Below are 26400 nucleotides of genomic sequence, written 5' to 3' on the forward strand. Positions count from 1 at the left end.
TATGCAGCGACTCACTAGACAGTACTATGCTGACCATGCGATAAGCTATGCTAATAGTACCTATCAGGTCGATATGAAAGAGCTCTATCAAATATTTATTGATAATCTACCTGATAGCAATCAGCATATTTTAGATATTGGCTGCGGTTCAGGTCGTGATGCCGCGCATTTCGCAAACTTAGGTTATAAGGTTATGGCTATTGATGGTAGCCAAACGCTAGTCGATTGGGCAGAGAGCCATTATAATGAGCAAGTTGAGTGGCAATGTATGACCTTCGAACAAACTCCATTTCAAGTTTGGTATAAGCGATTTACAGGTATTTGGGCATGTGCTTCTTTGCTTCATGTACCTTACGTCGAACTGCCTTTCTTATTCAATAATTTGCTTAATACACTGAAAGATAATGGGGTTTTTTATGCCTCTTTTAAATATGGCGATCGGCGAGCACAAAGTTATGCGCGGTGTCGTTAGGATACTTTGACATGAGGCTCGTATTGATAAGATTATTGCAAGTCTAGATAATTCTATTACTCTTATGACTTGGATAACTGAAGACCAAAGAGCTAATATATCAAAGAAATGGCTAAATTTAATGATCAAAAAGCATAATAATCAATTATTATCTGGTAATGACACATTTCTTAAATGAGTTGCTAGCTCATTGTTATCCGGTATATAGCTTATAGGCTTAGCCTAAATGTGCTTTAATAGTAGTGTTTTAAAAACATCAGGTTAATTTATTTTACTGATATGACCATATAACTAAATATTTAGAACTAAAAATATTAGAGAGCTTTTATGACAGTGACAGGCTTGACCTCTATTATATTGCATGACTCTTATTTTAGAGGCAAACGCACTCGTATCAATTGTAACGGACATACCAATAACACAGGTGATAATGGTGCTGGCAAGACATCAGCGCTCATACTCATTCCCATCTTTTATGGTCAAGAGCCTAACAAGCTCATCACCCGAGCTGGTAATAAATCCAACTTCGTTGAGTATTACTTACCGTCCAATCAAAGTCTGATCGTTTATGAATACACGCGTCAGCAAGCAAGTGATATTCAAACTTACTGCGTGTGCTTGTACCGTAAACGCAACGAAAACCACTATGCTTATCGCTTTATCAGTGGCCGCGCGGAAGACACTATCTTTCATCCAGATATTGCCCATCTTTTTACTAAAAACGATTCTAGTCATGACATCTTGCGAGAGCTCTATGTCAAAGACGGTATTGAGGTCAGTAGCCAAATCGATAATATTATCGATTATCGGGACATTATCCAAGGGGATTATCAAAATCTGCGTAAGCGCAATAAAAAATCTAGCTTTATCAGTTACCCAAGAGCTTATGGCATTGCAAAAGAGCGCGTACAGCATCTTGGGGTCTTAACGTCAGTTGTCCTGCGCCATGACAAACTCTTAGCGCATTTTAAGACCATGCTCGTCGATTGTTTTTTAAGAGATCAAATCAGCTTTCAGCAAACCCCTATTCATAGCAAAACCAACAACAAAAGTAGTCAAAAAAATGAAGGGTTGATTAATGATCTGCGCAGTCTTAAAGCCTTTGAGCAGCATCGCGAGGCTATCAAAAATGCCAATCAAAATGCCATAGACTTATTAGAGATTTGGCAGTCTCTTGCCTCCCATAGCCATATTAGCAAGCGCTATATTGCAAAAATAGCAGAACATAGGACGCAACTGCTTAGTTTACAAGCGAGCCTTAATAAACAGTACCACTCTGTTCAGCAGTCGTTTGATAAGCAAATTGATGCCCTTAAGACGGAGCAAAATGACTCAGAGATAAATTTAAAATCAAAACAAAAATACTTAGCAAGCTTACAGGCGCAAAAAGATAGTTTTGAGCAGCAAGACATTGAGCAAAAAAGACAAGCCCTCTCCAATCTTAATGAGTACGAGCAGCAATTAAGGCAGCAGTTGACTCTACTTGATGATTTACAACAGTCGTTTGATAAGCAAAAACGCGACTATGACTCCAAGCGGTTAACACTCAGTACTGAGCTTAACGATACTAGCAGCCGTATCAACTTACAAATTGAGCAGATTAGGCAGAGTGCTGAAGAAGAACTACGTCAAACTGAGTCCGATAAAGACAATCAACAAAATAAAAATGAAGCTCGTCTGCGCGCTCGCAATGAACTACATCAAGAGCAACTGACAAGTCTGCAGCAGCAAGCCCGTCCTATTGAGCTGGCAATAGAGATGATCGCTCATAAAGTACTGACTCCCGATGAGCAGGCCTATAAAGATCAGCTAGACGATGAGCTCACGCAAGCCAATAGCCAGGCTAGTCAATGGCACTCAGAGTTAGAGACTCTACATCATGAATCGGCTGATCTAGATAAGCAGATACAATCGCAAGATGAAGAGGCGCAGCGCTATGAACAGCTGGCAAAAAAGATAAAAGATAAAATTAAAACGCTTGAAAAACAGTTAAATCCAGAGAGTGGCAGTTTATTGTCGTTTATGAAGTCTAATGCCTCAGCAGGGACCTCTAACTGGCAACAAGATATTGCCAAAGTGATCCACCCTGAGCTGATCCATCGCACAGATCTAAGTCCGCAGTGGCAAGCTGAATTGAGCGACGATATATATGGGTTAGCGCTCAATCTTGACGCTATTGAAACGCCTGAGTTTGCTCAAAATGATCTGGCATTGCGAAGTCGTATTGATGCTCACGTTATGGAACTTACAGAAGTTGAGCAACGTTTACAAGATATTGCACAAGCGACGACGCTTCTTCGACGCAAACGTCATAGCATGGATGCGCAAAATTCATCTATTAACAATAAACTCGCTCATAATAAGGACGCTATAGACGCTATCAAAAGCCGTCAAGGTGAGTTTGAGCAGATCTGTGCTACAAAACGCCTGCAACGCCTCGAGGAACAAGAGACAAAACTTAGCGAACATAAGAATCAAGTGCGCCTGCTCAAAGAAAAACAGTCTCAAGAGCAACAACAGATGATGACAGAGAGTCGTCAGCGCTTAGATACCTTCAAAGATTTAATGGAATCAATTAAGCGCCGCCGAGATGACCAGATTGAAGAAAAGAAAAAGCTCATCAGTGATGCTGAGAAAAATAAAAACCAGCAAGAGTCTTTGTTACAACAATCGTATCAGCAAGCCCTTAAAGAAGAAGGCGTCGATACCGATACCTTAAACCAAGTTAAGAGCGAGGCAGAGCGGTTACAAGCGCGTTATAACACAATCAAAGCTTATGAAGGACTGGTTGAAAAATATGAGCGCTGGCTAAAACTTGAATGGGTTGAAGCGCCTAATTACCAAGCGCAAATTCATGACTTGACCGATAAGTTGATGAGCTTAAAGGATGCTATCGATACCAAACAGATGGCAAAAGAACACGCTTTAACTAGAAAAAATCATGAGCTCAAACAAGTGAGCAAACGGCTTCACCACTTAGGCGTTCAGCAAGCAAGTGTGGAGACTTGGCAAACCAAAGCTCGTCCCTATACTTCTTATTTACGAGAGCTTGAGACAGTCTATCAGCAAGCCAAGCTGGCTGATCAGTTGCCTGCCCTAGCACAGCTACGACATCACTCTAGCTTAAATTTTAATGATGCAAACACACAAAATATTGATCTTACTGCTTTAGAGTCTGAGACCCGACTCCCTGAATTGTCGCTGAATTTAGATAGCGATGACGTCCCTTGGCTCACCAGTATCAATAAACTGGTTCCCGAATGCCAACAAGCACTCGATAAGATCAAAAAAACAGCGAGCACCCTACACAATGACATGACCCAGCATCTAGGCAGTCAGGTACACCAAGCATGGCAAAATAGACAAAACCAATATAGATATCAACGTATAAAAGAGTCTAATAGCACTCAAAATCAAGAACATGATACGCACGTATTATCGCCCGAAGTAATCGCCTTACTCGATGTGATGTCGCTACAGATGGTGGTCAATGAAGATCTAGTACAATTAGAAAAAATCATTCACAGCTCATTTGTCACTATCGGTCTCGATATAAGTAACTATTACGGCTCTTTAAACAGCATAAAGAATAAAATCAGTACGATAGGTAAAAGACTGGCAAAAGATATCAACACTCAGCATAAATTTGAGGCGTTAAGTGATATTCGTATTGAGCTGAACTCCAAGATACATGAATATGCAATCTGGAAAGACTTAGAGCGCTTTGATCGTCATTACCAAGACTGGGAGCTTACACGCAATCAGCTACCAGACGAGGCCTTTATCAATAGCTTTGAGCAAGTCATCACTTCATTTAAGCAGTCGCAGATAGACCTAAATATCGATAGCTTAGTCGAGATGACCATTCAGATCACCGAAAATGGTCGGCAAGTACCTATCAAAACCGATAATGACTTACAAAATGCCAGTAGCACTGGGCTATCGATGCTTGCTGTCATCGTGGTGTTCTGTGGTATGACACGCTACTTGTGTCCAGATAGAGACGTCACCATACACTGGCCACTCGATGAAATCGGTAAATTATCGGGTAAAAACACCGTTTTACTTTTTGATTTGATGAAACAGTATAACGTCACCTTATTCTGTGCTCAGCCTGATGCGACTCCAGCGCTCAATCGCTTTTTTGTCAATAAAAACCTGTTAGATCTTAAAGAGGGCGTGCGTCAGTTTGAAGTCAAGCGAACCACTACGCGTAACCCTTTATTATCTCTAGCTGATACACAAAGCTCGGCTCATCATGCAACTACTCTCACCGATACCGCTTTACCGCAGGCCCCTATGTTAGCTGAGGAGGTCAATCATGAGTCAAACCTTTAGCCAAATTACCCTGCATTTATTATCAGGACATATTATCGATAAAATGACTCAGCCGGCTATGATGAGTTGGCTCGAAGAAGAAGACAACCTTGCCAGTATGCAAGATTATTTATCAAAGATGAATCGTCAAGTGTTATTGACCTCAGATAAACAAGGCGCTTACTTAGGCTATATGGATATCAATGAGAAAGACAGTAATAAAGCCATCCGTCAGTCGTTTAATAAGATGAGCGTGCTACTTTACCCGCTCATCTTGTGGTTGCGTTTGGTACGCGGTGCTACCGATAGCAGTCGTCCTCTACAAGCAGGTGATATGATTAAGCTATCTGATTTGCTCGCTAGCATCGAGTCCTCAAAGCAATTAGAGCTACAGCTGGCCGATATCACAGCCAAACTTGGTCGCCAAACTAAAGAAGCCAAAAAACAACTCAATAGCCTCGTTGAGTACCTTGAAAACGAAGGCTACTTACATTCAGTCAGCTCAACTGGCGCGTTATATAAAGCCACTGCAAAATGGTCGCTACTCTACGATCAATTAGAATACATTAGTAAGTATCAACACTTGCATCCCTCTAAAGACGAGCAAGATGGTGCTCAAGACAGTTATCAAAATAGCTTTGAGTTGTCTGCTACCGACGTCAATACGCCTGCAACAAGTATCGACCTCAACGATGACGAGATTGAGACTTAGTATGGCGAATCCTAATTCATATCATACGCAAGCGTCGAGCAATCATCATGCGAGCCATAAAAGCGCTGAGCACGAGCAAGCCTACTTGCCAGCGGTAGATAGTAAAAAAGCCACTAGAGCGTTATTAGCTCATATCGACATCGCTACCTACGCAAGTCTTGAACAAAGTGGCACCATTGATGACATTGCTAGTAATGAGAAAGCCATCACTACCTTAGCCAATAACAAGCTTGGCTTTATGATTGATGAGCTACACGGCTTTCAACTATCAGGCGCGGTCAATCGCTATATTCAGCATACCACCCAAACCAGCCGGCTACGCGCCTCGAGTCAGACTCTGGCAGGTCTGGTTGAAGAGCTTGAAAGTAAGATTGAGACCTATCATACCTTGAAACAACGCGGTAGTAGTGATGTCGATTACTTTGAAAGCGATATCAAAGAGTGGGTCGTACAAATCATTGATGAGATGGCACAGGCGACCTTGCACTTCTCTTATCAAGTGCACAATGTGCTCAACGTCATTGCTGATCTGGATGTGCGTATCCATGAGAACGAGAATGCCCTAAAAACTATCGATAACTTAAACATTGTTTTTCGCCATTTAAGCGTGGACAAGCTTGCTACCTTGTCGAGAGACGATGATTTTTTGCAGCCCTTATTATTAAGACTGCTCAAATCCAAAATTGACCAATCCATTGCAGAGCTGATCCAAGCCGGTCATCAGCTTCGGCATAACTTGATGCAACTGCAACAAGACAGACGCATGCAAGCGCTCAATCAAGTGGTTGACGACTGGTATCAACATTTTACCAAAAACCCCACCTTTGCCCCTGATGTTAGCTTGATCATGCATGGTGCGCCTTGCTTCAATGTCGCCGAGCCGCTCACTCTGACTACCCATCCTGATCTAGACGACCCTACCCATGATGCTTTTATCTCCCAATTTGGCGAGCAAATAGCCGATCAGTTAAAGCCCTTATCTGGTCAAGATGATGGCACCCTTGCCGATAAAGACAATAAAGCCGTCATTGATGATGTGAGTCAACAACAAACTCAAGTAGTGAGCATATCGCCATTTTATCAAGCTATTGAACAGTTCTTTGAAGCCTTAACATTAATAGATGGCTTAGCAACACTATCTGGTATGCAAGCTTGGCAGACGTTTTTCGGCGATGCTAATAGTATAACTATCGATGATATAGAGATTACTTTAGAAGACTGGTTGCTAGGTCTGGTCAATCATTTCTATACTCATCAAAGTATCTTTGAGCCGAAACTTGATTTGAGTTTTGAGGAGCGTGCGTTAGCTCATTACACGGGGAATCATATCGTTGCCGATATCACAGTCAGTCATACAAATGCAGCCTCCGCCTTTAAAAGTGAATTACTATGACCATTAAGCTGACCCGTCAAGAGCAAAAGGTGATCGAAAAGCTACTGGTTAAACGGCCAAAAAGATGTAAAGCCAATAAGACGCTATTAAAGCTAGTCGGGCAAGGATTTGGAGAATTATGTGCAAACCATACTATAACCTACAGCCAAAAAGACTTTGCGGATCTGGCAACCATCATCGACAAACAAAACATCGCAGATGATCAAACCGCACCTAACCCGCTAAATGCCACCTCCAATCGATTAGAGGTCGCTACGTACCGCGCTGATGAAAAATGGAGCCAAGCCAAAGTCTTTGCTCAGCAAATACTTATCGTTGGAATGGATTGCCCAATTCCATTATCAAAACCTAGCAGCAATGACACGCCCCCAAATCCTGCTCAGCAGGCTGTTGATCAGTATGAGCGCTATGATATACCTGCGACACCTATCGGCGTATTACCTTCAGTGCTACCTGAATTTTTGGATATCAGTCGGTTTAACAAGCTAATCATTATCGAGAACGGTCAGCTGATGACGCATTGGTGGCAATGGCGCGGTAGTTTACCTGCTAAATGGCAAAGTAGCTTACTAATCTATAGAGGTCATGGGGATAATTTGTCTTGGCTTTTAAGCATTCTGCCAAAACTACCAACTGCTTGTGAAGTGTTATTGAGTTTTGACTTAGACTTGTCAGGACTTAGAATGACGAGCCTCTATGCAAAGCTATGTTCTGGCAACGTTAGTACATTACTGCCTGAACTAATCTTTGCATCACAGCCTATTATACCGCTTTACAACCAGTCACATAAAATCACTGAGCAAATTGATGGTGCTCCTGCTTCATCTTTGCTAGATCCTCTACAGCCTGTCTATAAGACACTTGTCGATCACAATATCGCATTGATGCAAGAGCATTTATTGCAAGACGTTACGGTAGAGTGGATCGAAATCGTGTTGTAATCTATTTAATATGGAAGCGTTACCATCAGAGTGAGAATCGTTACCTGATGGACACGAAATGGAAGTGAATTGACAGCTCTAATAGCGAAAAAACTTTGATCTGAGCCAAAGTGATATTTATCAAATGTTTGCTTACGGGCATAAGTACCTATCTGGCAGTGGTGATTTGATACTTATTTATCCTAAGCACGAGAAGCTTGTCCTACCCATGCCTTACTTTAGGTTAGATAAAAGCCTACGGCTTTGGGTCATTCCCTTCTGTATAGAGTCTGATAGGTTAGTTCATGGAACATGGATAGAGCATTTTTCGCCACTTTAGATAAATTCATCCCCTGAATTCACGTCGATTATTTTCAGTACTACTATTGCTCTATCTGCTAAAAACTTAAATGTACCTCTTACCCTCACCGCTTAAACCGCCTAATACTACTCGCCACCACCCCAAACAACTCAAGCGATCCTTTAACCACGATGTCAGTATAGTTGTCATTGTGCGCTCGCAGTATGATGTGCTCACCAAGTATCAATTGCTTGGCAGTAAAGCCATCATCTACCAGCGCAATCACAATGTCTTTATGACAAGCTGTCAGTGTGCCCATTTCATTAAGCCTAACTTTATAACGACGACCCACACCCCAGACCTCACCAACATCGGTGATTTGCATGATACGTCTTATCCATCTTAGATTATCTAACACGCAAACGCTTTTAGTGGCGGGATGCTTCTTAGCGGCATAATTAGCAAGCTTCGCCATGGTATTAGTACTACTCATACCCACACATACTGGAATGCCGGTGTACTGCTCGACAATAGCTTTGAGCTTAGTACCATACGCGTTTAGATCAGTCATCGCAGCCAGATAATCAGCTAAGTATAAAAAGGCTTCATCGATAGAATAGACTTCAACGGTAGGACACAGTTTCTCAAGCGTACTCATCATCCTGTGAGACATGTCAGCGTACAGGGTGTAGTTTGAACTAAATACGATAACGTCGTTCTTCTTGCAAAAGTCTTTGACCTGAAAGTACGGCACACCCATCTTGATACCGAGTAGCTTTGCCTCGTTTGAGCGAGCAACCACGCAGACATCATTGTTAGACAGCACTACTACTGCCTTACCTCTTAGATCAGGACGAAAGAGCTTCTCACAGTTGGCATAAAAGCTGTTGCAGTCGATGAGCGCATACATAGCTGTCTCAGTATGTGAAGGACAAAAAAAGGTATACCCAACCACGAGCACTTACGTGATCAGAGATATCTTTGATTGTAGAGATAACATGCTTGAGAATTTAAGAGTAAATAAACTGTAGACGACGATGGTTGTCGTGAGGGTTTGAATAATACTGTGGAATCGTAAATTTCTAACTAGTAATTATACTCAACATTGAATAGAATCTATATTCACAATTCACAAACACTCTACTCTTTTTTATTAATTAATAATGGCGGTTTAATCATGGCAGTAGAATCAAAATTTCGTGAAGATACAGTTATCTATAAGCTGACCTAATTATTACTCATTAAAAAAATCATAAAAACTGACAACTGTTTTAAAAGTTTATATAGTCTAACCCAAATAAAACCGATACAATCCTATTAACAATTGCATTTAATGAAATAAACGATGACTTATTCAATAGACTATCGCAAACAGGTACTTTCTAGCATCGCTGATGGTATGACCATACGAGAAGCTGCGCTATTTTATGGACTTAGCACCAGCACCATTCACAGCTGGCAGCAGAACCTAGCTCCTAAAACAACCAGAAATAAAGCCCCAACTAAAATACCTGATGACGCATTGATTGAAGACGTAAAAAGATACCCAGATGATTATAATACCAAACCCAAAATATATAGTATAATCCACTTATGACTATACCAATACATAACCTAGAAGACCATGACTTTGGCAAACACTCAAAGACTGAGCGCAATCCCAGAGCCCGACTACGCCTGCTCATCTTATACCAATATAGTATAGGCAAAGCCACCAACGATATTGCCAAAGACCTCTGCATACATCCTGAAACTGCCAGACGGACATTGAAGCGATATTATGAACGAGGACTTGAGAGTCTCTACGATCGTCATCGTCGAGGTCGTCGCAGCAAATTGGCAGAAGCAGACACAGCCGCTTTTAAAGCCATGATAGTCTCTGAACAAGAAAAGCGCGCTGGCGGTCGTCTAACCGGCAAAGACATTCAGCAATTGGCTAAAGAACACTACAACGCTCACTACACCGTTAACGGTATCTACGAGCTACTCAAGCGTATTGATATGAGTTGGATAAGTGCTCGTAGTCAGCATCCAAAAGCCGACCCACAAGCTCAAGACGCTTTTAAAAAAACTTTATAGCACAGGTTAAGGCGTCACTGCCTACTGATGTGAGCCTAGATCAAGTGGATATCTGGTTTCAAGATGAAACTCGAATAGGACAACAAGGCTCATTGACCAGAGTTTGGCATTACCGCGGTGGGCGACCTCGACTGATCAAGCAGCAACAGTTTCATTCCGCTTATCTGTTTGGTGCCTTTTGTCCAGCGACAAAGAAGGCTGTCGGCTTAGTACTGCCTTTCGTTAATAAACACACCATGTTATTGCATATGCAAGAGATTAGTAAAGCCGTTCCAAAAGGACGTCATGCGGTGGTGGTGATGGACGGCGCATTATGGCATCAACCAAGCTTGAAGCAGGCTAATGTCACTATGCTTAAACTACCGCCTTATTCACCTGAGCTCAATCCCTCTGAGAGAGTATGGCAGTACCTTAAGCAAAATGAGCTATCTAATCGTTGTTATGACAGTTATGAGGCTATTGTCGATGCCACTTGCTTGGCTTGGAATAATTTGCTTAAACAGCCACAAAGAATTCGGTCGTTAACTGCTCGTACCTGGGCGCAACTTTAATTGTTGGGTTTGGTATAACTATGAAAGAGCTCGTCGCTTGAACTGTAGTCAAACGGGTATCTTTAATGCTTTAAAGCGTCTTGGTATCAGTCAAAAAAAAGACCTTAGAACATCCAAAAGCGTGTCCGATAAAAAGAGCGGTATTCCAGAGTAGGCTTGATCGCTTTACGCAGCAAGGCTATCCCATTGCGCTTGTTAGGCTTATCGACTTTCTCATGCTTAGGATAGCCAAGATGCTCTTCCATCTCAGCTTCAAGAGCGGTATCTATAAAGGATTGCATGAGCTGCTTCTGGAAGTCTTTGATGTCATCGAAGCTTTTCATGCTACCAGCCATTTGCTCGGCCAGTTTCTTGATGTCAGTTTGGTTAGTCATTGCTTATTCTCCGGTTGGTGGATTATAAGCAGTTACACAAAGTTTGGGAAACTCGCATAAAAATTAATAAGAAACCTATACCACGTTCTCTGATCCTACAGGGCTTTCAAGACTTCAATAATTGTTTAAATCTTAATCAGCATACTTTTTGATACACCACCAGAATTTAATCTAAATGGCAGTTACACAGAATCTGGGATGGGCTCCTCGATCTTCAATAGTATTCTCATAACTACCCTTTGGCATCGGTAATCCACTCTGTTTGTAACTGTTCTTATTTATGGGGGGATTGTTTTGATTTTACTCAAACCTTAAAAGCGATGAAAAAACCTGAAACCTTTATAATAAGAAGTTTCAAGTGATTATTTTTTAATACTATTTTGGATGGCGTCCTTTCCAAGGTTTGTTTTGCTATTTAGCTCACCGCAAACTTGAAGATTAAGTTCAACAAATTCATCCCACTCATAGATTTCGATTAAATTGGCTTTATAGTAATCCTCTACTCTACAAACTAAAGGTCTATCTTCATAAATAGTGCAGAGCAAGGTGCTTTCATTGAAATGACGACAAGCACCATCCCCTCTGTCCAAAAATTTAGTTTCCTCGCTTTTATGCACATTTTTACAACATTGGCCACAAGCAATACATGGAAACATCAAGAAGCCTTACTAGTTAAATTTTTCTGAATGCCATACAAGCGTTCGAGTAGAATACTGTTAATTTTGTCAATCTCGCTAAATTCATTTTGTAGTAAATTTAGTTTTTCAATAATATTATTATAGAAATCATCTATTACATTATAAAATGAGAATATAACATCTCTTGCAAAGGTTTGAGATATTTCACTTGAGATATCTTCAGTTTGTTGCTCCCACCTTTCATACGCTCGCTTTTGGGCTTCTTGTTGCTGCATCAATTGCTTAGTTTCTGGATCAGTACCGAAAATTTCACGAGCTGACATAGCTATTGTTACTGCGACTCCTATATAAGGGATATACTTAGACACCGTTTTTGCTGCAATTTTTTCAATCACTTCTTCGCTAATATTTTTCATCAGTTTTGGCATCGCAGTTTTAAGTGCTGTAAGACCCATTACAATGTGTTCTACTTTGACACTATCTTGCAAAGACTTGGACAGGCTATCCATCTTATCAAGTTCAATTTTGACGCTATTAGAGTCCTGTTCAAAAGTAAAACTCTGAGAATCTTCATTATTTAAATTGCTATCTATAACAGAGTCATCAAACTTAGGTTTTACATTAAGCTCAGGAATTTTAGCCTGTAAATTATCGACATCGGCCTTAATTGCTGTTCCCTGAATATCAATATCATCTTTCAATTCAGTGGATAATATCTCACAGCTTTGCTCAAGCTCTTGCCGAATAACAGACTTAATATCTGATTTCTCGTTGTAAAGCCATTTTTTTATTTTTTGATATAACTCTTTTTCTTTACTTTCAACATTACCACGCGTTTGCCTTCTTAATTTAACTCGATTATTTGTAATATCTCTTATCAACTCATCGTAATTTTTTACGATATTACTATCTGTAGTTGACTCAAGATCACTTACAACATCATCTAGATAAGATAATAAAGTTTTTGCTAAACGCTCATTAATATCGAAGCTTGTGATTGTTGCTAGAAAGTCATTAAGCTTTGATTCAAAATCTATATAACCTGTACTATTTAAGAAGCCTGCTGATCCACTTTTGCGAGCAGCAAGCGCAGCTTTAGCATTTAATCTTGAAATAGGGATTTCACTTAAAATACTATCAAGCCCAAAACTTGGCGCTAACTCTTGGATTTTTTGATGAGTCTGATCTTTTAAAACTAGATAGTCTTCATCGGATAACGGATGTTTCTCATTAAATACTAAAAATACTTTTTTATTTTTAGCCAATAGCTCTAGCATCGCATTAAGCGTTTTTTGCTCTTCAACCACACCAATTGGATTCACAACAAAAATAATAGCATCTGCTTTTAGCATCTCTTGTATAGTAATCTTTTCGTGTTCTGCAGGTGCATCTATACCTGGTGTGTCAATGATTTTATAACTACCACACGTGTACTCTGCTATCGTATCGGTGACAGGAACATCGCCAACTTCAGCAACTGCCTCACCCACCATAGCATTAATTAAGGTGCTTTTTCCCGCGTTATAAACACCATACACCATCACTTTTAAATCTGGATTAGCAATTTTATCTTCAAATATGGCTTGTACTTTGGAAAAGTCATTATCCTGACTATTCAATTGAGGGCTGTCTTCGACGATAGCTTTAAGCTCTTTATAATCATTAATCAGTTGTTTTAGTAAATATTTATTTTTCATATGTTTATGTCCGTCCAACCTATTTAATTGTGATTCTATTGAGTGAGTTAAGTAACTAAAATAATCAGACATTTCAATAGTCTCATTTTTTAATGATTTTATTAAAGATTGTAATTCATTCAAAAAGTTATCGAAGACATTTGCTTTGTAACTATTCATCTGATTTTCGATAGACTGTTTGGTTATCTCAATAAATCTTTGCTCTATCTCTGCAAGATTATCGCCAACATTAACATCAAACTCACCTTCCTCAACAGAAGCACTTCTGCCAGTTGCTCCACCAGCCAAACCACCTAGTGCACCTCCTATCGCAGATCCCACTGGACCACCAACTAAAAAGCCAGCTCCCGCACCTATCAATGACCCCAAACCAGAATTTCGGCCACGAGTACTTTTTATGACTTTAATAATTTTTTTGCGTTTTTGCGTTTCAATTGCAAATTCAGGTAGCTTGTATAATGTACTGTGATCAATAACGTGCAATACATTATCATCAAAACCTTGTGAAAACTCCTGTAATAAGTTTTGAATAGCTGCATCAATTAAAGAATTTTGCTTGCTATTAATCTTATTTTTTAAAGCATCAAAATAAGTGTTAATTTTTAACTCATCATCTCGGGGGTCTTCAAGAATACCTTTAAAAGAACTTCTAATTACATCCGAGATTTCTTGTTTAATTTCTGCAGTTTTTATAAGTAATTTACGATCAATCTCAGAATCTAAGCTTGCAAACTTAGTAGAAAAGTCATCAATAAAATCAGCATACTTTTCAACATCCTTTTTGAATTCATCTAAAAAGCTCAAGAAAGCGTTGAGAGGAACCTGCTGTTTGAGTTTCACACCACTAGATTGACTCACCTCTTCTAATACGTCAAAAAGCTCACTCATACCACTGTCTTCAAAATCTTCAGGCGAGTCTTGGTTGTCTTGCGCATATCGTGCTGAAAAAGAAATAATATCGATATTGTTGGCATTATCTTTTAGACCATCAATCTTTAGAAGCTCGCTTCTAATGTATTCACGTTGCTCTTTTCTGCGTTGCTCACTTTTCATGACAACTTTATTTAGCATGGTCTGGGTATCTTCGTCCCAATCAATCTCGGTATCATCACTACCTGTAATTAACAGTAAAAATCTCTTATCAGATTGATATAGTTCCGCAATCTCCGCCAAGTCAGTTGCTCGGCCTGGTGAGTCTGATTTCATCGTGTATAAAATAAGGTCTGAATGCTGTACATAGTCGCGAGCAAGTTGATCATTTTCGCTATTTTTAGAATGCAGCCCTGGTGAGTCTATCCAAGTAAGTCCTGGTAACTTAAAGCCTTGGATCGTACTTGTCGCTTCAGTGGCACCCACTCTAAACTCTTTATTACCCTCTGCTTCTTTTAGCGCATCACCACCTTTGACATCCGTTCTTTTACCTGAAAAGTAGATGGGCTGAACACTGGCTGGTGTTTTGTTTTTCAGCTCTGAATCTGGATCAGTATGACCCCAAGCAACATAATTACCTAATGAGCTTTTGCCAGACTTTACTTTGCCATACACAAATACCATAAGGGAGTCATTAAATCCTTCACGGAACCTTACGCCAGTATCTTGTTTATCAATTCGATTCCGCCAATCTTTATTGGTTGATTTGATGACATCTGAAAAAACAAGCAGCTGTTTTGATAATGGGTTATTTTTCGCAAGCTTATTCTTTGCTATGGTTAGCTGCTTATCTACGTTTGACTGAAATTTCTGACATTCTTCTCTAAATCGCGTTTCATCTTCCTCTGCAGCCTTTAAAGAATCATCGAATCTTTTCTGTAAGCTTTCAAAACTATTAAGGAACTTCGCTCTTCGCTCAGTTTTATTATTATCCATCATCATTACTCAATTAGTTACTTTTACCTATCCATATTCAGCCATATAGCACATTGTTTTAAGACAAAAACAGTTCTGCTATCGATCTCATGCTTTACACTACTCCATATTTCAGAGCAATATAAAATCACAGTATTGACTTTGCTAGCCTAGTTCTTTGATTAAGTCGTCAATTTTTTTGGTCTGTTTTTCTAAAGTGTCAATTGCTTCAGAAATTTGGATAGTTTCTGTCTTAGGCTCTATATATCCGCCATAGAGTTGGTCGAAAAGGACAACATTAGAATGAAAACTATCTAAAGTGCTTTTGTTCTGAACAATCTGTCGCGTTAGCACATCTTTATAGCTACCATCAGGATTCATCTCAAGTTCAGGTACAACCTCTATAATGACCATGCTTTCTTGTACATTATCGACTTTTGCCATAGTACGTAATAGGCTTGTCATTTTTTTACCATCAAGCTCTAGACGTTCATTATATGAAGCATCTAAAGCCTCCATTCTCTCCTCACGTTGACGCTCTGCTCGCTCTCTCGCGGCTCTTCTGCGCTCTGCATCTTCATTATCACTATAACTGCTTGATGAACTACTACTGTCATCACTAAGTGCTGCTATCGTAGCGGTAGCGACAGCTACCACTGCTCCTCCAATTAACCATGGTAAGGCCATAACTCTATTCTCCCATCTCTAATTTATAGTGTTCTTTGGATATATCAACCATAAAGCTTTTTAGATTCTTCATTGTAGAACTAAAGCTTTTAGCATCTGCTTCAATATTACTAGCTTTTTCTTTATATTTATTCAAAACCTGATCTAGTTGTTTTTTCTCTTCTTTTAATTGCTTTATGAGTTGCTGCTTCTGTTGTAGTTGTCTTTCTGCGCGAACGTCTTGCACAGACACTGACAATTTCTGTAAAAGGTCATGCAGGCTATCAATGTTGCTAATTTTAATAAGGCCTTCAATGTTCTTTTCAGCGCCCGTCTTATAAACCGTATTAGAAACTGCAATGCATTTGGGCTCAAATCCTATATATATCTCGCACTGTTGTAGCACCTTGTTTCTAATGTCTTCTAGTTTCTTATCCTCTTCTTTATCAACTTTACTGAGTACAACAATGATATTATCGCTTGCGTATTCACCAAACGAATTAACTAGATTCTGAAGAAACTCAATCTCTACAGCTTCTAATTCACCTTGTAGTTGATGCACAAAAAGGACAATGTCGGCTTTTCCAACACCTTTCATAGCAGTTAGGTTGTCTTCAGTGGATGCATCTAGACCTGGGGTGTCAAGAAAAACAAAGTCATCTGTTTCAAACTTTTTGACTTCGGCAGTTTCACGAAAATCATTTGTCTTAAAGTATTCACTGTCAATATGCTCAGTTAGCATGTTGAGCAAATAGCTTTTACCAGCGTTCATCAACCCCCAAGCTACCACAACTGGTTTAGACGTTCCTTCCGATTTAGCCTGCAACAGAGTATTGCCTTGCTTCAGAACAACCTCGCTATTTTTAATGGTTTTTTTATACCGTTTCTCTAAATTATCCATATTTAACCTATTTTAAATTTTTAATTATTGGCATATACCTATATTCAGACTATAGCCTTACAAACTGAACTCTTAATCTCATAAACCCCTTTTCCATTCAAATTATTTGATACTCCTTATCGGTATTAAATGTTTGAGTAGTCTTATACTCAAAAAAATGATTAGAGCTTATCCTTCAAAAGCTTACTTAAAAAACCAAGCTCTTTAACCTCTAGCTCCTTAGCGAGTGTTGCAATAGCTTTCAGTTCTTCTTCAGACAACTTATTATATAGATTGTCATCAGGATTGATCTTTACTTCACTTTTCCTGTTTTTCTTTTTAGCCATGTTTATTCGCAATCTAAACAAGATGCGTTGTAAAGGAGATATCGGAGCAATATTCATGCCAGTACTTATAGCAGGCTTTTTTTCTGCTTTATCCAATGCCTCAGCCTGTGCCAGTCCTACCACAAAATGTGATTTTTCAAATAGTGGCTCTAACTGGCGGTACAGATCATCGGGTATGATACCTTTTAATTCGGTCTCAACGATGCGTAATGCCAATGCTTGGGCAATGCTTAAGGTATGGGTAGATGTGTTTTTTAGGCGCTTCCAGCGCCAACTGTAGGGCTTGTCGTCGGTATGTACTTCTAAAGGGACAATTTCGTTAAGTAAATTTAAATCTCTTTGTATCGTACGTATTTGTACATCCATTCCTTTGGATTTTAGGTGGGTCTGAATGTCTATGGTAGACACATAGTTACTTTTAATAAGATACTGAATAATCAGTAGTTGACGCTTGATGACATTGTTTGCAGTATTGTTCACGTAATTCTCAACCCTGTTCTAAACGATGTCTCAAGCATAGCAAATGTCATCCGCTATACATATACAAAACCATTTCGTAGCGTCTTATAATGTCGCAGTATTTTTAAGCCTTATTTTTTCTTTTTGGTTTTGTTCGCTTTTTTTTCGGCTTCAATCTTAGCCAATAGCGCCTCAGCACTATTTTCACCGCTGATCAGATCAGGATTTTGCTCGCGCCACTCAGCGGTCAAATTACCTGTAAAAGCTTGATGCAAAATAGACTGGGTTAGGTTATCGACTCGGGCCTTGGCAATGGCTACATTTTTTTCTATTTGATCGGCGTGAGCAAAGAATAGGTCAATAAGTCTAATTATTTCCTTTTGCTCTTTAATGGGAGCGGTAGGTGTGGGAATCTTGTTTAAATCTTTTTGATTAATCTTAGGTAGTACACTTCGACTTTCTGCATTTGAAGCCCAATGGGTGAACTTTGCTGAAAGCATCCAATACCATAGGTATTTTGTCTCTATTTTAGAATTAATGGGATACATATCTGCACTACACAATCCATTAAATTCAGCTATGACGACCTTACAAAGATAAGGCCGGATTTTAGAATAAATAATCTGACCTTTTTGAAATCCATGTTTAGCACTTTTGACATTATCATCTTCAATAGTAGATATTTCAATAACTTTACCCTTATTACTCGCAATATGGTTAGGAGCTAAATGAATAGCTTTAGGTGTTAATTTAGGATCCTCAAGATTTGAGGCAATTTCAGCTACTGCTTCAAACTTTAACCATTGCCAGTTTATAGGCAGTTTTTGTAATTCTTCAGTTCTAAACTTATTCAGTTCCGCTTGGTTAGAAAAAGCACCACCTATATCACTATTATTTTTTCTCCAATCATCCGTCAAACTTCCATTAAATGCATCATTTAAAACAGACTGCCGAAACTTCTCAATCAACTTAGGTATGGCATCGAGTCGGGCTTGGGTTTGGGAGACGGTTGTTAAGTATTGATTCAATATTTGTGATATCACTTTCTGTTCATTTAATGGCGGTAGAGCAATTTCGATATTTTCGATAGCCTTGGCTGAAATATTAGGCTGAGCGCCTCCATAGGCAATATCATATATTGTTTGCTTTAAACTCTGTATCAAGTAATTCCTAAACGATTCAGACCTTAAGCTCTGGCTAACAAACTTTATATTACCAACTCGTTGGTTTTGATAAGTTTTTCCATCTTCTCGATATACCCCCATTTTGCCAGTAGTGGCTCCTGACATTGCTATCAACAAATCACCTTTATTAATAACGAAAGATTCTGCTTGCTCATTTGCTTTAACAAAGACTGAGTTCTCTGTTGATACCGTATTGTCTTGTATATCACCAATTCTAATTAAGGGTACGTTTTTATTGTCTTGTAGTAAGTATTCAGCACTCTTAAAGGCATATCCGTTTTTAAGTACACATAATTACCTAGCTTAGTACTGACCCACCCCTCAGGCAATGCTAATTCACTCATTGCTGCACCTCACTATCCAAACCCAACACATCAAGCAGTAGCTTCTTTTGAGCACTGGCTTCATCACCTTGACCTAAGGCCTGCATCAGTTCATCTAGTTGACGCAATGCTTCAGTCAGCTCGGTCATCGCCTCGCCTGCCAGCACATGCGGCTCAGGCAAATCCTCTGCTGAGATATTATCGCTGTCACGTATCCAGCTGATATCTAAGCTATCGGCTTTCTCTTCGCTGATCCACTCACGGCTAAACACCCGCCAGCGGCTGTTTTCCATATTTTGCTCAGCCGTCTCATCCTTATCTCCATCATCTTCAGGAGCGAATGACCAGTCGCCCTCTACTCGGGGACTTGTTCCCTCTGCCTTGTCGCCATATAGCGCTTCAAAGGGCGCGAGATGCTGCGGGCTAAACGGCGTGCGCTTACCGAAGCTTGGCATATTGGTACGCAGATCATAGACCCAGACATTCTCAGTACAGCCTTGGTCTTGGTCAGGATTAGCGGTAGTACCTTTGGTAAAGAATAAGACGTTGGTCTTTACCCCAGCGGCATAAAAGATGCCAGTGGGCAGACGCAGGATAGTGTGCAAATTGCACTTGTCCATCAGGTCACGGCGAATATCAGTACCGATGCCCGCTTCAAACAGTACGTTATCCGGCAATACCACCGCTGCCCGCCCGCCTGGCTTTAGATTGCGATAGATGTGCTGTAAGAACGCCAATTGCTTGTTACTGGTCTTATACGTCAAGTCATCACGGGTAATACTGGCGTCACCGCCTTTTGAGGTACCAAATGGTGGATTGGCTAAGATGACATCAGCACGAGGTAGACTGGCACCTGCTTCACCTAGAGCGTTACCTTGATGAATAACGCCTTCATTGTCTCCTTCCATACCATGAAGCATACAGTTCATGAGTGCTAGACGGCGAGTATTGGGCACTAGCTCGACACCGACAAAGGCTTTGGTTTTTTGAAACTTCGCCTGCTCAGGACTTAGGTCAAACAAGTCATCAGTCTCAGACTTGATATAAGTATCAGCGGCGATTAAGAACCCTGCGGTACCGGCTGCAGGGTCTTGAATGACCTCGCCGGCTTTGGGTTGGATACAGCGGACAATACTATCGATGAGCACACGCGGGGTAAAGTACTGACCAGCGCCTGATTTGGTCTCGGTTGCGTTCTTCTCCAGCAGACCTTCATATAAGTCGCCCAAACCATCGTTTTGAATACTAAACCAATCTAGAGAGTCTAAGCTTTTCACCAGTTGCTCTAAGTGGCGTGGCTCTCTTAAGCGGGTATAGGCGTCGTTATAGATAGTAGCAATAAGCTGGTCATCACTCTTTGACAGATCGAGCAGCACTTGCTTATATTTATTGAGTAGATTAAGCCCAGATAACTCGTTGATATCTGTCCAGCGGCAGCCCTCAGGGAGCTTATGAGCGACCAATACGCCTTGTTCTGTATTTTCATATTCCATCTTGATGAATAACAGTAATACCAGCTCAGTCACATAATCACTGTAATTGATACCATCATCTCGCAGGACATCACATAGGTTCCAAAGTTTTTGCACGATATTACTGGTACTCATATAACTTCCTAATTCTATTTATGTCGTTGTTGTCTTAATAAGCTGTTTTAATAAATGCATAAGCGGCGCTAAGTATAGTGACTTCGAGCCAGTCTTTCATCATTAAAATGGCTAGACTGGCTAATAAACGTCAAATGATGTCGCTCATTATCATCTTCGTAAGACTATGCTTGCCATAACTCTTCATTCATTTGCTCTAGTACGTCGTCAAGACGATCTTGCAGGATTTTGTTAAACTGCTTCACTCCGCCTTTACTTGAGAAGCGCTCATTAATGAATTGCTTATCCACCACCGTCTCATATTGGAGCTGTTTGGCCAATCTATCTAGCCATTTACGCTGCAGTGGTGTCCAAGCTTGGCTGGCATAGATACTTTGCATCGCCTGATTCACACGAGTTTCAAAGGGTATTAAAGGCTCTCCTAATGCCGCACGCCTAATATGACCCACTAAGCTGGAGGCTATGTCCTGATTGGTCTTATTACGCCAAGCAGATCGAAGCTTGGCTTCACTATATCCAGCATTACCCAGCATGATTTTGACCTCTGTCAGATCTTGACGCGTTAAATTCCTAGGGTTAGTCGCTATAACGGTCAATGCTACTGAGTCGTTTAGATTGTTATTAATGAATTTATCAAAGCTTTCTAGGTAGTCTCCTGGACGCTCATGCTCACCATAGCCTTGCGTTCTCTCTAATAGCTCATCTTCACCCTCATATATCACTGGCATACGCTCTGAGCCCGCTAAATATTTCACTTCTGTTAGCTGACTTATCAAGTTGCTGTGTTTGGTTAAGAATGCTTTGGCGTTTTCCACACCCCCTTCATGTAGCGATTGATGCAGCTTTTCAGGTGCCACGCCCCATATATCTTGCAGCTCCTCTAACTTGGCTTTTAAATCTGGATTGTGCTCAGATTTTTTATCAGCGCGACGCATCACTCGCATAATCTTTTGTGACAACTCATCTAACACCTCTTGCTGGTGCTGATCGATCTGCTCCTTGGATATAACAAACCCATCATGATTAGAGTCATCATTGATCTCTAACTCATCCTGCGATTGTGCATCTGTGTGCTGATTGTCCAATTGATAGTTTGAGACCTTTTCAGCTACCTCTGGTAACGCCGTACTTGGTTCATTACTAACTAACTCATCAATGAGTTGATCAATAGTGATATTTGGCTTTTTCACCAGTGGCTTCATGGTATTTACTTCTTGGAGTGAAGCAAACAAATCGACTGGATCATAGACTTTAAACACCGTTTTACCAATGTCATCACAGCGCCGGGTTGCACGCCCAATCATCTGCTCAAACAAAATGCGCGACTTCACGCGGCGTAAAAACACCAAGTGACAAATCTTTGGCACATCAATGCCCGTTGTTAATAAGTCTACGGTAATGGCAATAGTCGGGAGTTTCTCATTTTTATAACGGCGAATTAACTGCCCCACTTTATCACTGGCACCGGTTATCTTTTTCACAGAATCGACATTGTAGTCATCACCATACAAATCAGAGAACACTTCGTCGAGTAAGTTCTTGACCATATCTGCATGCAGGTCAGTGGCACAGAATATTAAGGCTTTTTCTTCACCATTAGGATCGAGCTCTTGGGCTAATTGCTCACAGATAACGCGGTTAAACCCTTCTGTAATCACAGTACGGTTGAAGTTTGCCACCTCAAAATTGAGTTCGTCTTCAAGTTCAGCAGTATCTACCATACCAGTCAAAGCATCAATACGCGCAACTTCAGCACCTTTTTCTAAATGAATGCCATTTTTGGTTAATAGGGTTTCATAGCGAATAGGTGGCTCATAATCGATCAACCAATCTGCAGCGACAGCTTCACGATAGGAATAGGTATATACAGGCTTGCCAAATATCTCACTGGTATGCTTGGCTGGTGTTGCGGTTAGGCCTATTTTTACCGCATCAAAATAGTCTAAGGCACGGCGATAAGTGGACAAATACTGGGTATTATCTCGTACAGCAAGCTCTCCCTCACTCATTTCTTGATCTAGGGTATAACCCCTATGCGCTTCATCGACAATGATACAATCATACTGATCTACCGTTGGTGGCACCTCACTGTCGAATATTCGCCTGACCATAGCCTGCACTGTTGCTACTTGTACTCGGGTTTCAGCTTCTACCGCCATGTCTCCTAGCTCAGTGATGTTATATATCTTTGATAGGGTTTGATTTTGCTCAAGCGTCATTTCTTGCATACTGTCAAATGCCTGCTCTCCAAGCGCTGTTCTATCTACTAAGAACAAAATACGCTTAAAGCGTTCAGCTTTTAAAAAGCGATAAATAAGCCCAATGATGGTTCTAGTCTTACCCGTACCCGTTGCCATAGCAAGCAGACACTTATTACTGCCCGCTTCTAAATTTGCCTCAACCGCTTTGATGGCATTGACTTGATAGTCTCTTAAGCCTAGATAGCCAAATGGTTCAGCATCAAGCTTTTCTTCTGCTAAGTGCACATCTCTTTTTAATAGGTCTAGTAAGCCTTCAGGGCTGTAGAAGTTTTCTAAGGCTCTTGACGGGTTGCTCGACTTTCTAACATCTCTAAACCATATTCCTGAAAACTCTTTTAATTGTTTGATATAGGGACGTCCGTTACAAGACAGCACGAATGGAATATCAAAATCGACATTATGATGCCAATTAAATCCTGAACCTATCAGTTCCCAAGCAGGTTTCATGGTGTCAGTAAACTCAATACCCTGAGCATAACGCTCTGCTTGTTGCAGCTTACTTGCAACATTGGCATTTTGACGCTTAGCTTCGATGGCAGCCACTGGAGTCAGCCCGATAAACAGTATGTAATCAGCCTTACCGTTTTTCATTCTCCACTCAGCGATGGCTTTATTTTTGCCTACTTCTGGCAACTCCCCTTTTGCTTGCGTCATCAGCTCACTATCAACCAACCACCCAGCTTTACGCAGCTGCTCATCGATTAAAATTCGTGCATCGCTCTCATCAGGAATAAAGTCTGCTAACTTCACTCTGGTTGGTAGCTTATTACCTTGCTCTATAGATCTTTGTAGTTCTTCTTGTAAAGTTTGAACCTCCTTTTCAAACCTCAACTCTAATATCAATAGCTCTTCTTCTTGCTGCTTATATTGCTCAGCTAACTGATTTCTTTCTTCTTCCATCATTTCAGCTAACTGCAGATACTCTTCTTTTTCTTTATCAATTAAGGCGGCTTCTTGTTCTCGCAGCTGTATTTGCGTCTCAATATCATTGGATTCATTGGCGGCATTTTTAAGCTGAGCAGAAAGCTGACCTATCTTTTGATGTAACTCTATTAACTGTTCACTGGGGTCAGGAATATTTATAAAAGGCTTGGGTTTAAAGTTTTTTGCATGGTTTCCATAGTTTTGGTGATACCAGACACACAAAGATCTAGCAATTTTTAAGGCCTCAGACGCTTCGTGGTGACTGGTTTTAAATTCGTGAATAGCCTCGTTACCATCTTTACGAAGCTTATGAAATATGTTTTTTATATTGTAATCAAGGTGAAGCTCTCGAGAAAGCTTACCAATCAGTTGAGACTGAGTAGTTTCCTTATCGAAATAAATATTATTTCTATTGGCTGTATCTTTAGCTAGCGCCTCACCAAGCTGCCTCATCTTTACCAAAGTAGTATTTGGATCGCTTCTAAATACGCGCTCAGCGTTACGAGCCAACTCTAAAAAAATTGGATCATATTCTTCCATAAAATAAAAATTTGAAGGGTTTTTATTATTAATCATCACCTAGCCTATTATATTTTTTATATTGAGGTAGTCTGTCTACGATAATCTTACTACGGCCTCAAACTCGTTTAGCATACTCAGTTATAGCTTACACTGAGTTCCCCTGTATCGATCTTATTATAAATGAACAATATATTTTAGCGTTGATATTAAACCTGAATCTCAACTCAGTCAAAGTTTATACTCAAAATAAATTTAATACTCAAAAAACTCTGTTTACTATATGGTTTTTCTTAATTCCTGCATCTACAAGCTTATTTAATTGAACACTACCTCTCTTTTTATAATGTAGATAAAGCAACCAAGTTTAATAATGGCCTAGACAAACTGTTTGTAATGTATGCTGTTGAATAGTGGAGAAGAGAATATGCTAGTAACTGGGGCTAGGCAGATTTACTGAACTCTATCAAAATTAGACATGGTGATATCAGTAATCAAGATTTAATGAGTATTACTAAAAGTGGCAGTACCAAATAGGATCGAGAGATTAGTCTTACAGCTTTAAATCATAGAAGCGCTATGGGCTTGTTTTTACGTGAAGGTGGCTTGCCGACTAATTACTTTAATACTTCTGGAGGGTAGCTAGACTTACTCTATGGGGCTATGGAAGAAAAAGCCGAAAATAGTAATGCTCTTTTAATTCTTGACACAAAATCATTGAGCCTCCTGTTTGTACTCATTAGATGTGGTAATCCTCCCAAAAACAATATAATTAGTAGAAAATCCTTTTGCAAAGTTAAAAAACTACAATGCTGTTGCAACTAGATTTGATAAACTCAAGCAAAGTTATAAAAATATGGTGGCTTTAGTTTGCGCTACTTTTCAAGACATTGTCCAAAAAGACTGGCAACGTCAATTTACCGCTATTTGGGCATGCGCTTCATTACTCCATGTGCCTTTTACAAAGCTTCCTGAATTAATAGATGGATTACTACACATGCTTACAGACGATGGTGTGTTTTACGCATCGTTTAAATACGGTAATAGTGAGCGCGTGAAAGATGGTCGCTTTTTTTGCGATATGAATGAAGAGCGTTGGGAAGCTCTAAAACAAAAAATTACTGCTGAATTCAAAGATAAAACTTGGCTCACCACTGACCAAAGAGCAGATAGAAATGAAGAGTGGTATAATATTATCATTAAAAATAAAGGGCTTTAGGAGGCAGATAATCAGTAAGCAATAGAATAACAGCTTATCATTATCTCTAAAGCACCCTGTATAAAAACAAACACACCCAAATATACATTAACAATTAGGAAAAACCTTATGGCAAAATTAGAATCAAACATCGAATTAGAAGCCGCAGCATTTCGTCGCTTATTAGCTCACTTAGACGAGCGTAAAGATGCACAAAACATTGACATGATGAACCTTGCCGGCTTTTGTCGTAACTGTTTATCCAAATGGTATAAAGCGGCTGGTGAAGAACGTGGTATTGACATTGATTATGAAGATGCGCGTGAGCTCGTTTATGGCATGCCCTACTCTGAGTGGAAAGAGAAGTATCAACAAAAAGCCACACCAGAGCAATTAGCGCGCTTTAATGAGATTGAAGCTGCCAAGAACAAGAGTGATAAAGAGTAACAGTAGTTTGCCCGCACTCCATGAGCTATGCTTAGAGCAAACAATAAAAGGCATTACTAAAAGACTGAGATAGAAAGTAAACATTGCCGCTAAATATTATCTCGTCAAGATGAATGCTATCTATACAAAAGCCTTTACTAATAGTAGCTATTTGCCTGTAAGATCTAAAAAAAGTCATATATTTTGATAGCTTATATAGTGAATATCAGCTTAAAGGTTTGCTTATGAACTACTATAACTATTATCATATAAATGCTGGATTTTGAAAACAAAAAGACAATAACCT

The 26400-nt window shown here is 39.9% G+C and carries 20 protein-coding genes and 4 pseudogenes; 13 read left to right on the forward strand and 11 right to left on the reverse strand.

Annotation, left to right across the window (positions count from 1 at the left end):
• The first annotated feature begins 1 nt into the window (after window position 1).
• The 6 genes from JMX03_RS08615 (at window position 2) to JMX03_RS15340 (ending at window position 8154) form a co-directional block, all read left to right on the forward strand.
• The gene (locus tag JMX03_RS08615; protein ID WP_201596142.1) at window positions 2-472 is read left to right on the forward strand and encodes a class I SAM-dependent methyltransferase; all 471 of its coding nucleotides are present in this window, start codon (window positions 2-4) and stop codon (window positions 470-472) included.
• A gap of 327 nt (window positions 473-799) precedes the next feature.
• Window positions 800-4810 (forward strand): ATP-binding protein, encoded by a 4011-nt coding sequence (locus JMX03_RS08620; RefSeq protein WP_201596144.1) that lies wholly within the window; start codon window positions 800-802, stop codon window positions 4808-4810.
• Window positions 4794-5501 (forward strand): hypothetical protein, encoded by a 708-nt coding sequence (locus JMX03_RS08625; RefSeq protein WP_201596146.1) that lies wholly within the window; start codon window positions 4794-4796, stop codon window positions 5499-5501. Before JMX03_RS08620 ends, JMX03_RS08625 begins: the two co-directional genes overlap by 17 nt.
• Window position 5502: 1 nt before the next feature.
• Window positions 5503-6894 (forward strand): hypothetical protein, encoded by a 1392-nt coding sequence (locus JMX03_RS08630; RefSeq protein ID WP_201596148.1) that lies wholly within the window; start codon window positions 5503-5505, stop codon window positions 6892-6894.
• Complete coding sequence (locus tag JMX03_RS08635; protein WP_201596150.1) at window positions 6891-7835, forward strand: DUF7281 domain-containing protein; 945 nt, start codon at window positions 6891-6893, stop codon at window positions 7833-7835. Before JMX03_RS08630 ends, JMX03_RS08635 begins: the two co-directional genes overlap by 4 nt.
• Before the next feature lie 100 nt (window positions 7836-7935).
• Window positions 7936-8154, forward strand: coding sequence for a 5-methylcytosine restriction system specificity protein McrC (locus tag JMX03_RS15340; protein WP_227695919.1), 219 nt, complete (start codon window positions 7936-7938; stop codon window positions 8152-8154).
• A gap of 85 nt (window positions 8155-8239) precedes the next feature.
• Here JMX03_RS15340 and JMX03_RS08645 read toward each other — a convergent pair whose 3' ends face one another.
• Complete coding sequence (locus tag JMX03_RS08645) at window positions 8240-9025, reverse strand: Y-family DNA polymerase (protein ID WP_227695532.1); 786 nt, start codon at window positions 9023-9025, stop codon at window positions 8240-8242.
• A 435-nt stretch (window positions 9026-9460) separates the two neighbouring features.
• Here JMX03_RS08645 and JMX03_RS08650 point away from each other — a divergent pair, with 435 nt between their 5' ends.
• The 4 genes and pseudogenes from JMX03_RS08650 to JMX03_RS15000 all read left to right on the forward strand — a co-directional run.
• Complete coding sequence (locus JMX03_RS08650; protein WP_201596153.1) at window positions 9461-9712, forward strand: IS630 transposase-related protein; 252 nt, start codon at window positions 9461-9463, stop codon at window positions 9710-9712.
• On the forward strand, window positions 9709-10194 hold the full coding sequence (locus JMX03_RS08655; protein ID WP_201594188.1) for a winged helix-turn-helix domain-containing protein: 486 nt from the start codon (window positions 9709-9711) through the stop codon (window positions 10192-10194). The genes JMX03_RS08650 and JMX03_RS08655 overlap by 4 nt, the downstream gene beginning before the upstream one ends.
• A 44-nt stretch (window positions 10195-10238) precedes the next feature.
• Window positions 10239-10745 (forward strand): IS630 family transposase, encoded by a 507-nt coding sequence (locus JMX03_RS08660; RefSeq protein WP_201596154.1) that lies wholly within the window; start codon window positions 10239-10241, stop codon window positions 10743-10745.
• A gap of 13 nt (window positions 10746-10758) precedes the next feature.
• Window positions 10759-10899: pseudogene (locus JMX03_RS15000) on the forward strand (IS630 transposase-related protein); the annotation flags it as partial.
• A gap of 28 nt (window positions 10900-10927) precedes the next feature.
• On the opposite strand, the pseudogene JMX03_RS08665 reads toward JMX03_RS15000, so the two are convergent.
• The 10 genes and pseudogenes from JMX03_RS08665 to hsdR all read right to left on the reverse strand — a co-directional run.
• A pseudogene (locus JMX03_RS08665) lies at window positions 10928-11119 on the reverse strand (transposase); the annotation flags it as partial.
• A 362-nt stretch (window positions 11120-11481) separates the two neighbouring features.
• Window positions 11482-11775 (reverse strand): YkgJ family cysteine cluster protein, encoded by a 294-nt coding sequence (locus JMX03_RS08670; RefSeq protein ID WP_201596155.1) that lies wholly within the window; start codon window positions 11773-11775, stop codon window positions 11482-11484.
• Window positions 11775-15323: a GTPase gene (locus JMX03_RS08675; RefSeq protein WP_201596156.1), complete on the reverse strand. Its 3549-nt coding sequence runs from the start codon at window positions 15321-15323 to the stop codon at window positions 11775-11777. Before JMX03_RS08675 ends, JMX03_RS08670 begins: the two co-directional genes overlap by 1 nt.
• A 141-nt stretch (window positions 15324-15464) precedes the next feature.
• Complete coding sequence (locus tag JMX03_RS08680) at window positions 15465-15986, reverse strand: hypothetical protein (RefSeq protein WP_201596157.1); 522 nt, start codon at window positions 15984-15986, stop codon at window positions 15465-15467.
• Between the two features lie 4 nt (window positions 15987-15990).
• The gene (locus JMX03_RS08685) at window positions 15991-16866 is read right to left on the reverse strand and encodes a GTPase (RefSeq protein ID WP_201596159.1); all 876 of its coding nucleotides are present in this window, start codon (window positions 16864-16866) and stop codon (window positions 15991-15993) included.
• A gap of 161 nt (window positions 16867-17027) precedes the next feature.
• Complete coding sequence (locus JMX03_RS08690) at window positions 17028-17672, reverse strand: DeoR/GlpR family DNA-binding transcription regulator (protein WP_201596161.1); 645 nt, start codon at window positions 17670-17672, stop codon at window positions 17028-17030.
• Window positions 17673-17782: 110 nt separating this feature from the next.
• Window positions 17783-18619, reverse strand: coding sequence for a restriction endonuclease subunit S (locus tag JMX03_RS08695; RefSeq protein ID WP_265090497.1), 837 nt, complete (start codon window positions 18617-18619; stop codon window positions 17783-17785).
• A gap of 18 nt (window positions 18620-18637) precedes the next feature.
• Window positions 18638-19114: pseudogene (locus JMX03_RS15150) on the reverse strand (restriction endonuclease subunit S); the annotation flags it as partial.
• A gap of 61 nt (window positions 19115-19175) precedes the next feature.
• On the reverse strand, window positions 19176-20765 hold the full coding sequence (locus JMX03_RS08700) for a type I restriction-modification system subunit M (protein ID WP_201596165.1): 1590 nt from the start codon (window positions 20763-20765) through the stop codon (window positions 19176-19178).
• Window positions 20766-20929: 164 nt separating this feature from the next.
• Window positions 20930-24526 (reverse strand): type I restriction-modification system endonuclease, encoded by a 3597-nt coding sequence (gene hsdR / locus JMX03_RS08705; RefSeq protein WP_201596167.1) that lies wholly within the window; start codon window positions 24524-24526, stop codon window positions 20930-20932.
• Window positions 24527-25241: 715 nt separating this feature from the next.
• Here hsdR and JMX03_RS15005 point away from each other — a divergent pair.
• The 3 genes and pseudogenes from JMX03_RS15005 to JMX03_RS08715 all read left to right on the forward strand — a co-directional run.
• Window positions 25242-25346, forward strand: a pseudogene (locus tag JMX03_RS15005) (IS5/IS1182 family transposase); the annotation flags it as partial.
• Window positions 25326-25688, forward strand: a complete 363-nt coding sequence (locus tag JMX03_RS08710) for a hypothetical protein (RefSeq protein ID WP_201596169.1) — start codon at window positions 25326-25328, stop codon at window positions 25686-25688. The pseudogene JMX03_RS15005 and the gene JMX03_RS08710, both read left to right, overlap by 21 nt.
• 108 nt (window positions 25689-25796) lie before the next feature.
• Window positions 25797-26114 (forward strand): DUF1244 domain-containing protein, encoded by a 318-nt coding sequence (locus tag JMX03_RS08715; RefSeq protein WP_201574472.1) that lies wholly within the window; start codon window positions 25797-25799, stop codon window positions 26112-26114.
• Window positions 26115-26400: the final 286 nt, after the last annotated feature.

This window comes from Psychrobacter fulvigenes (genome assembly GCF_904846155.1).
GTDB classification, from domain to species: Bacteria; Pseudomonadota; Gammaproteobacteria; order Pseudomonadales; family Moraxellaceae; genus Psychrobacter; species Psychrobacter fulvigenes.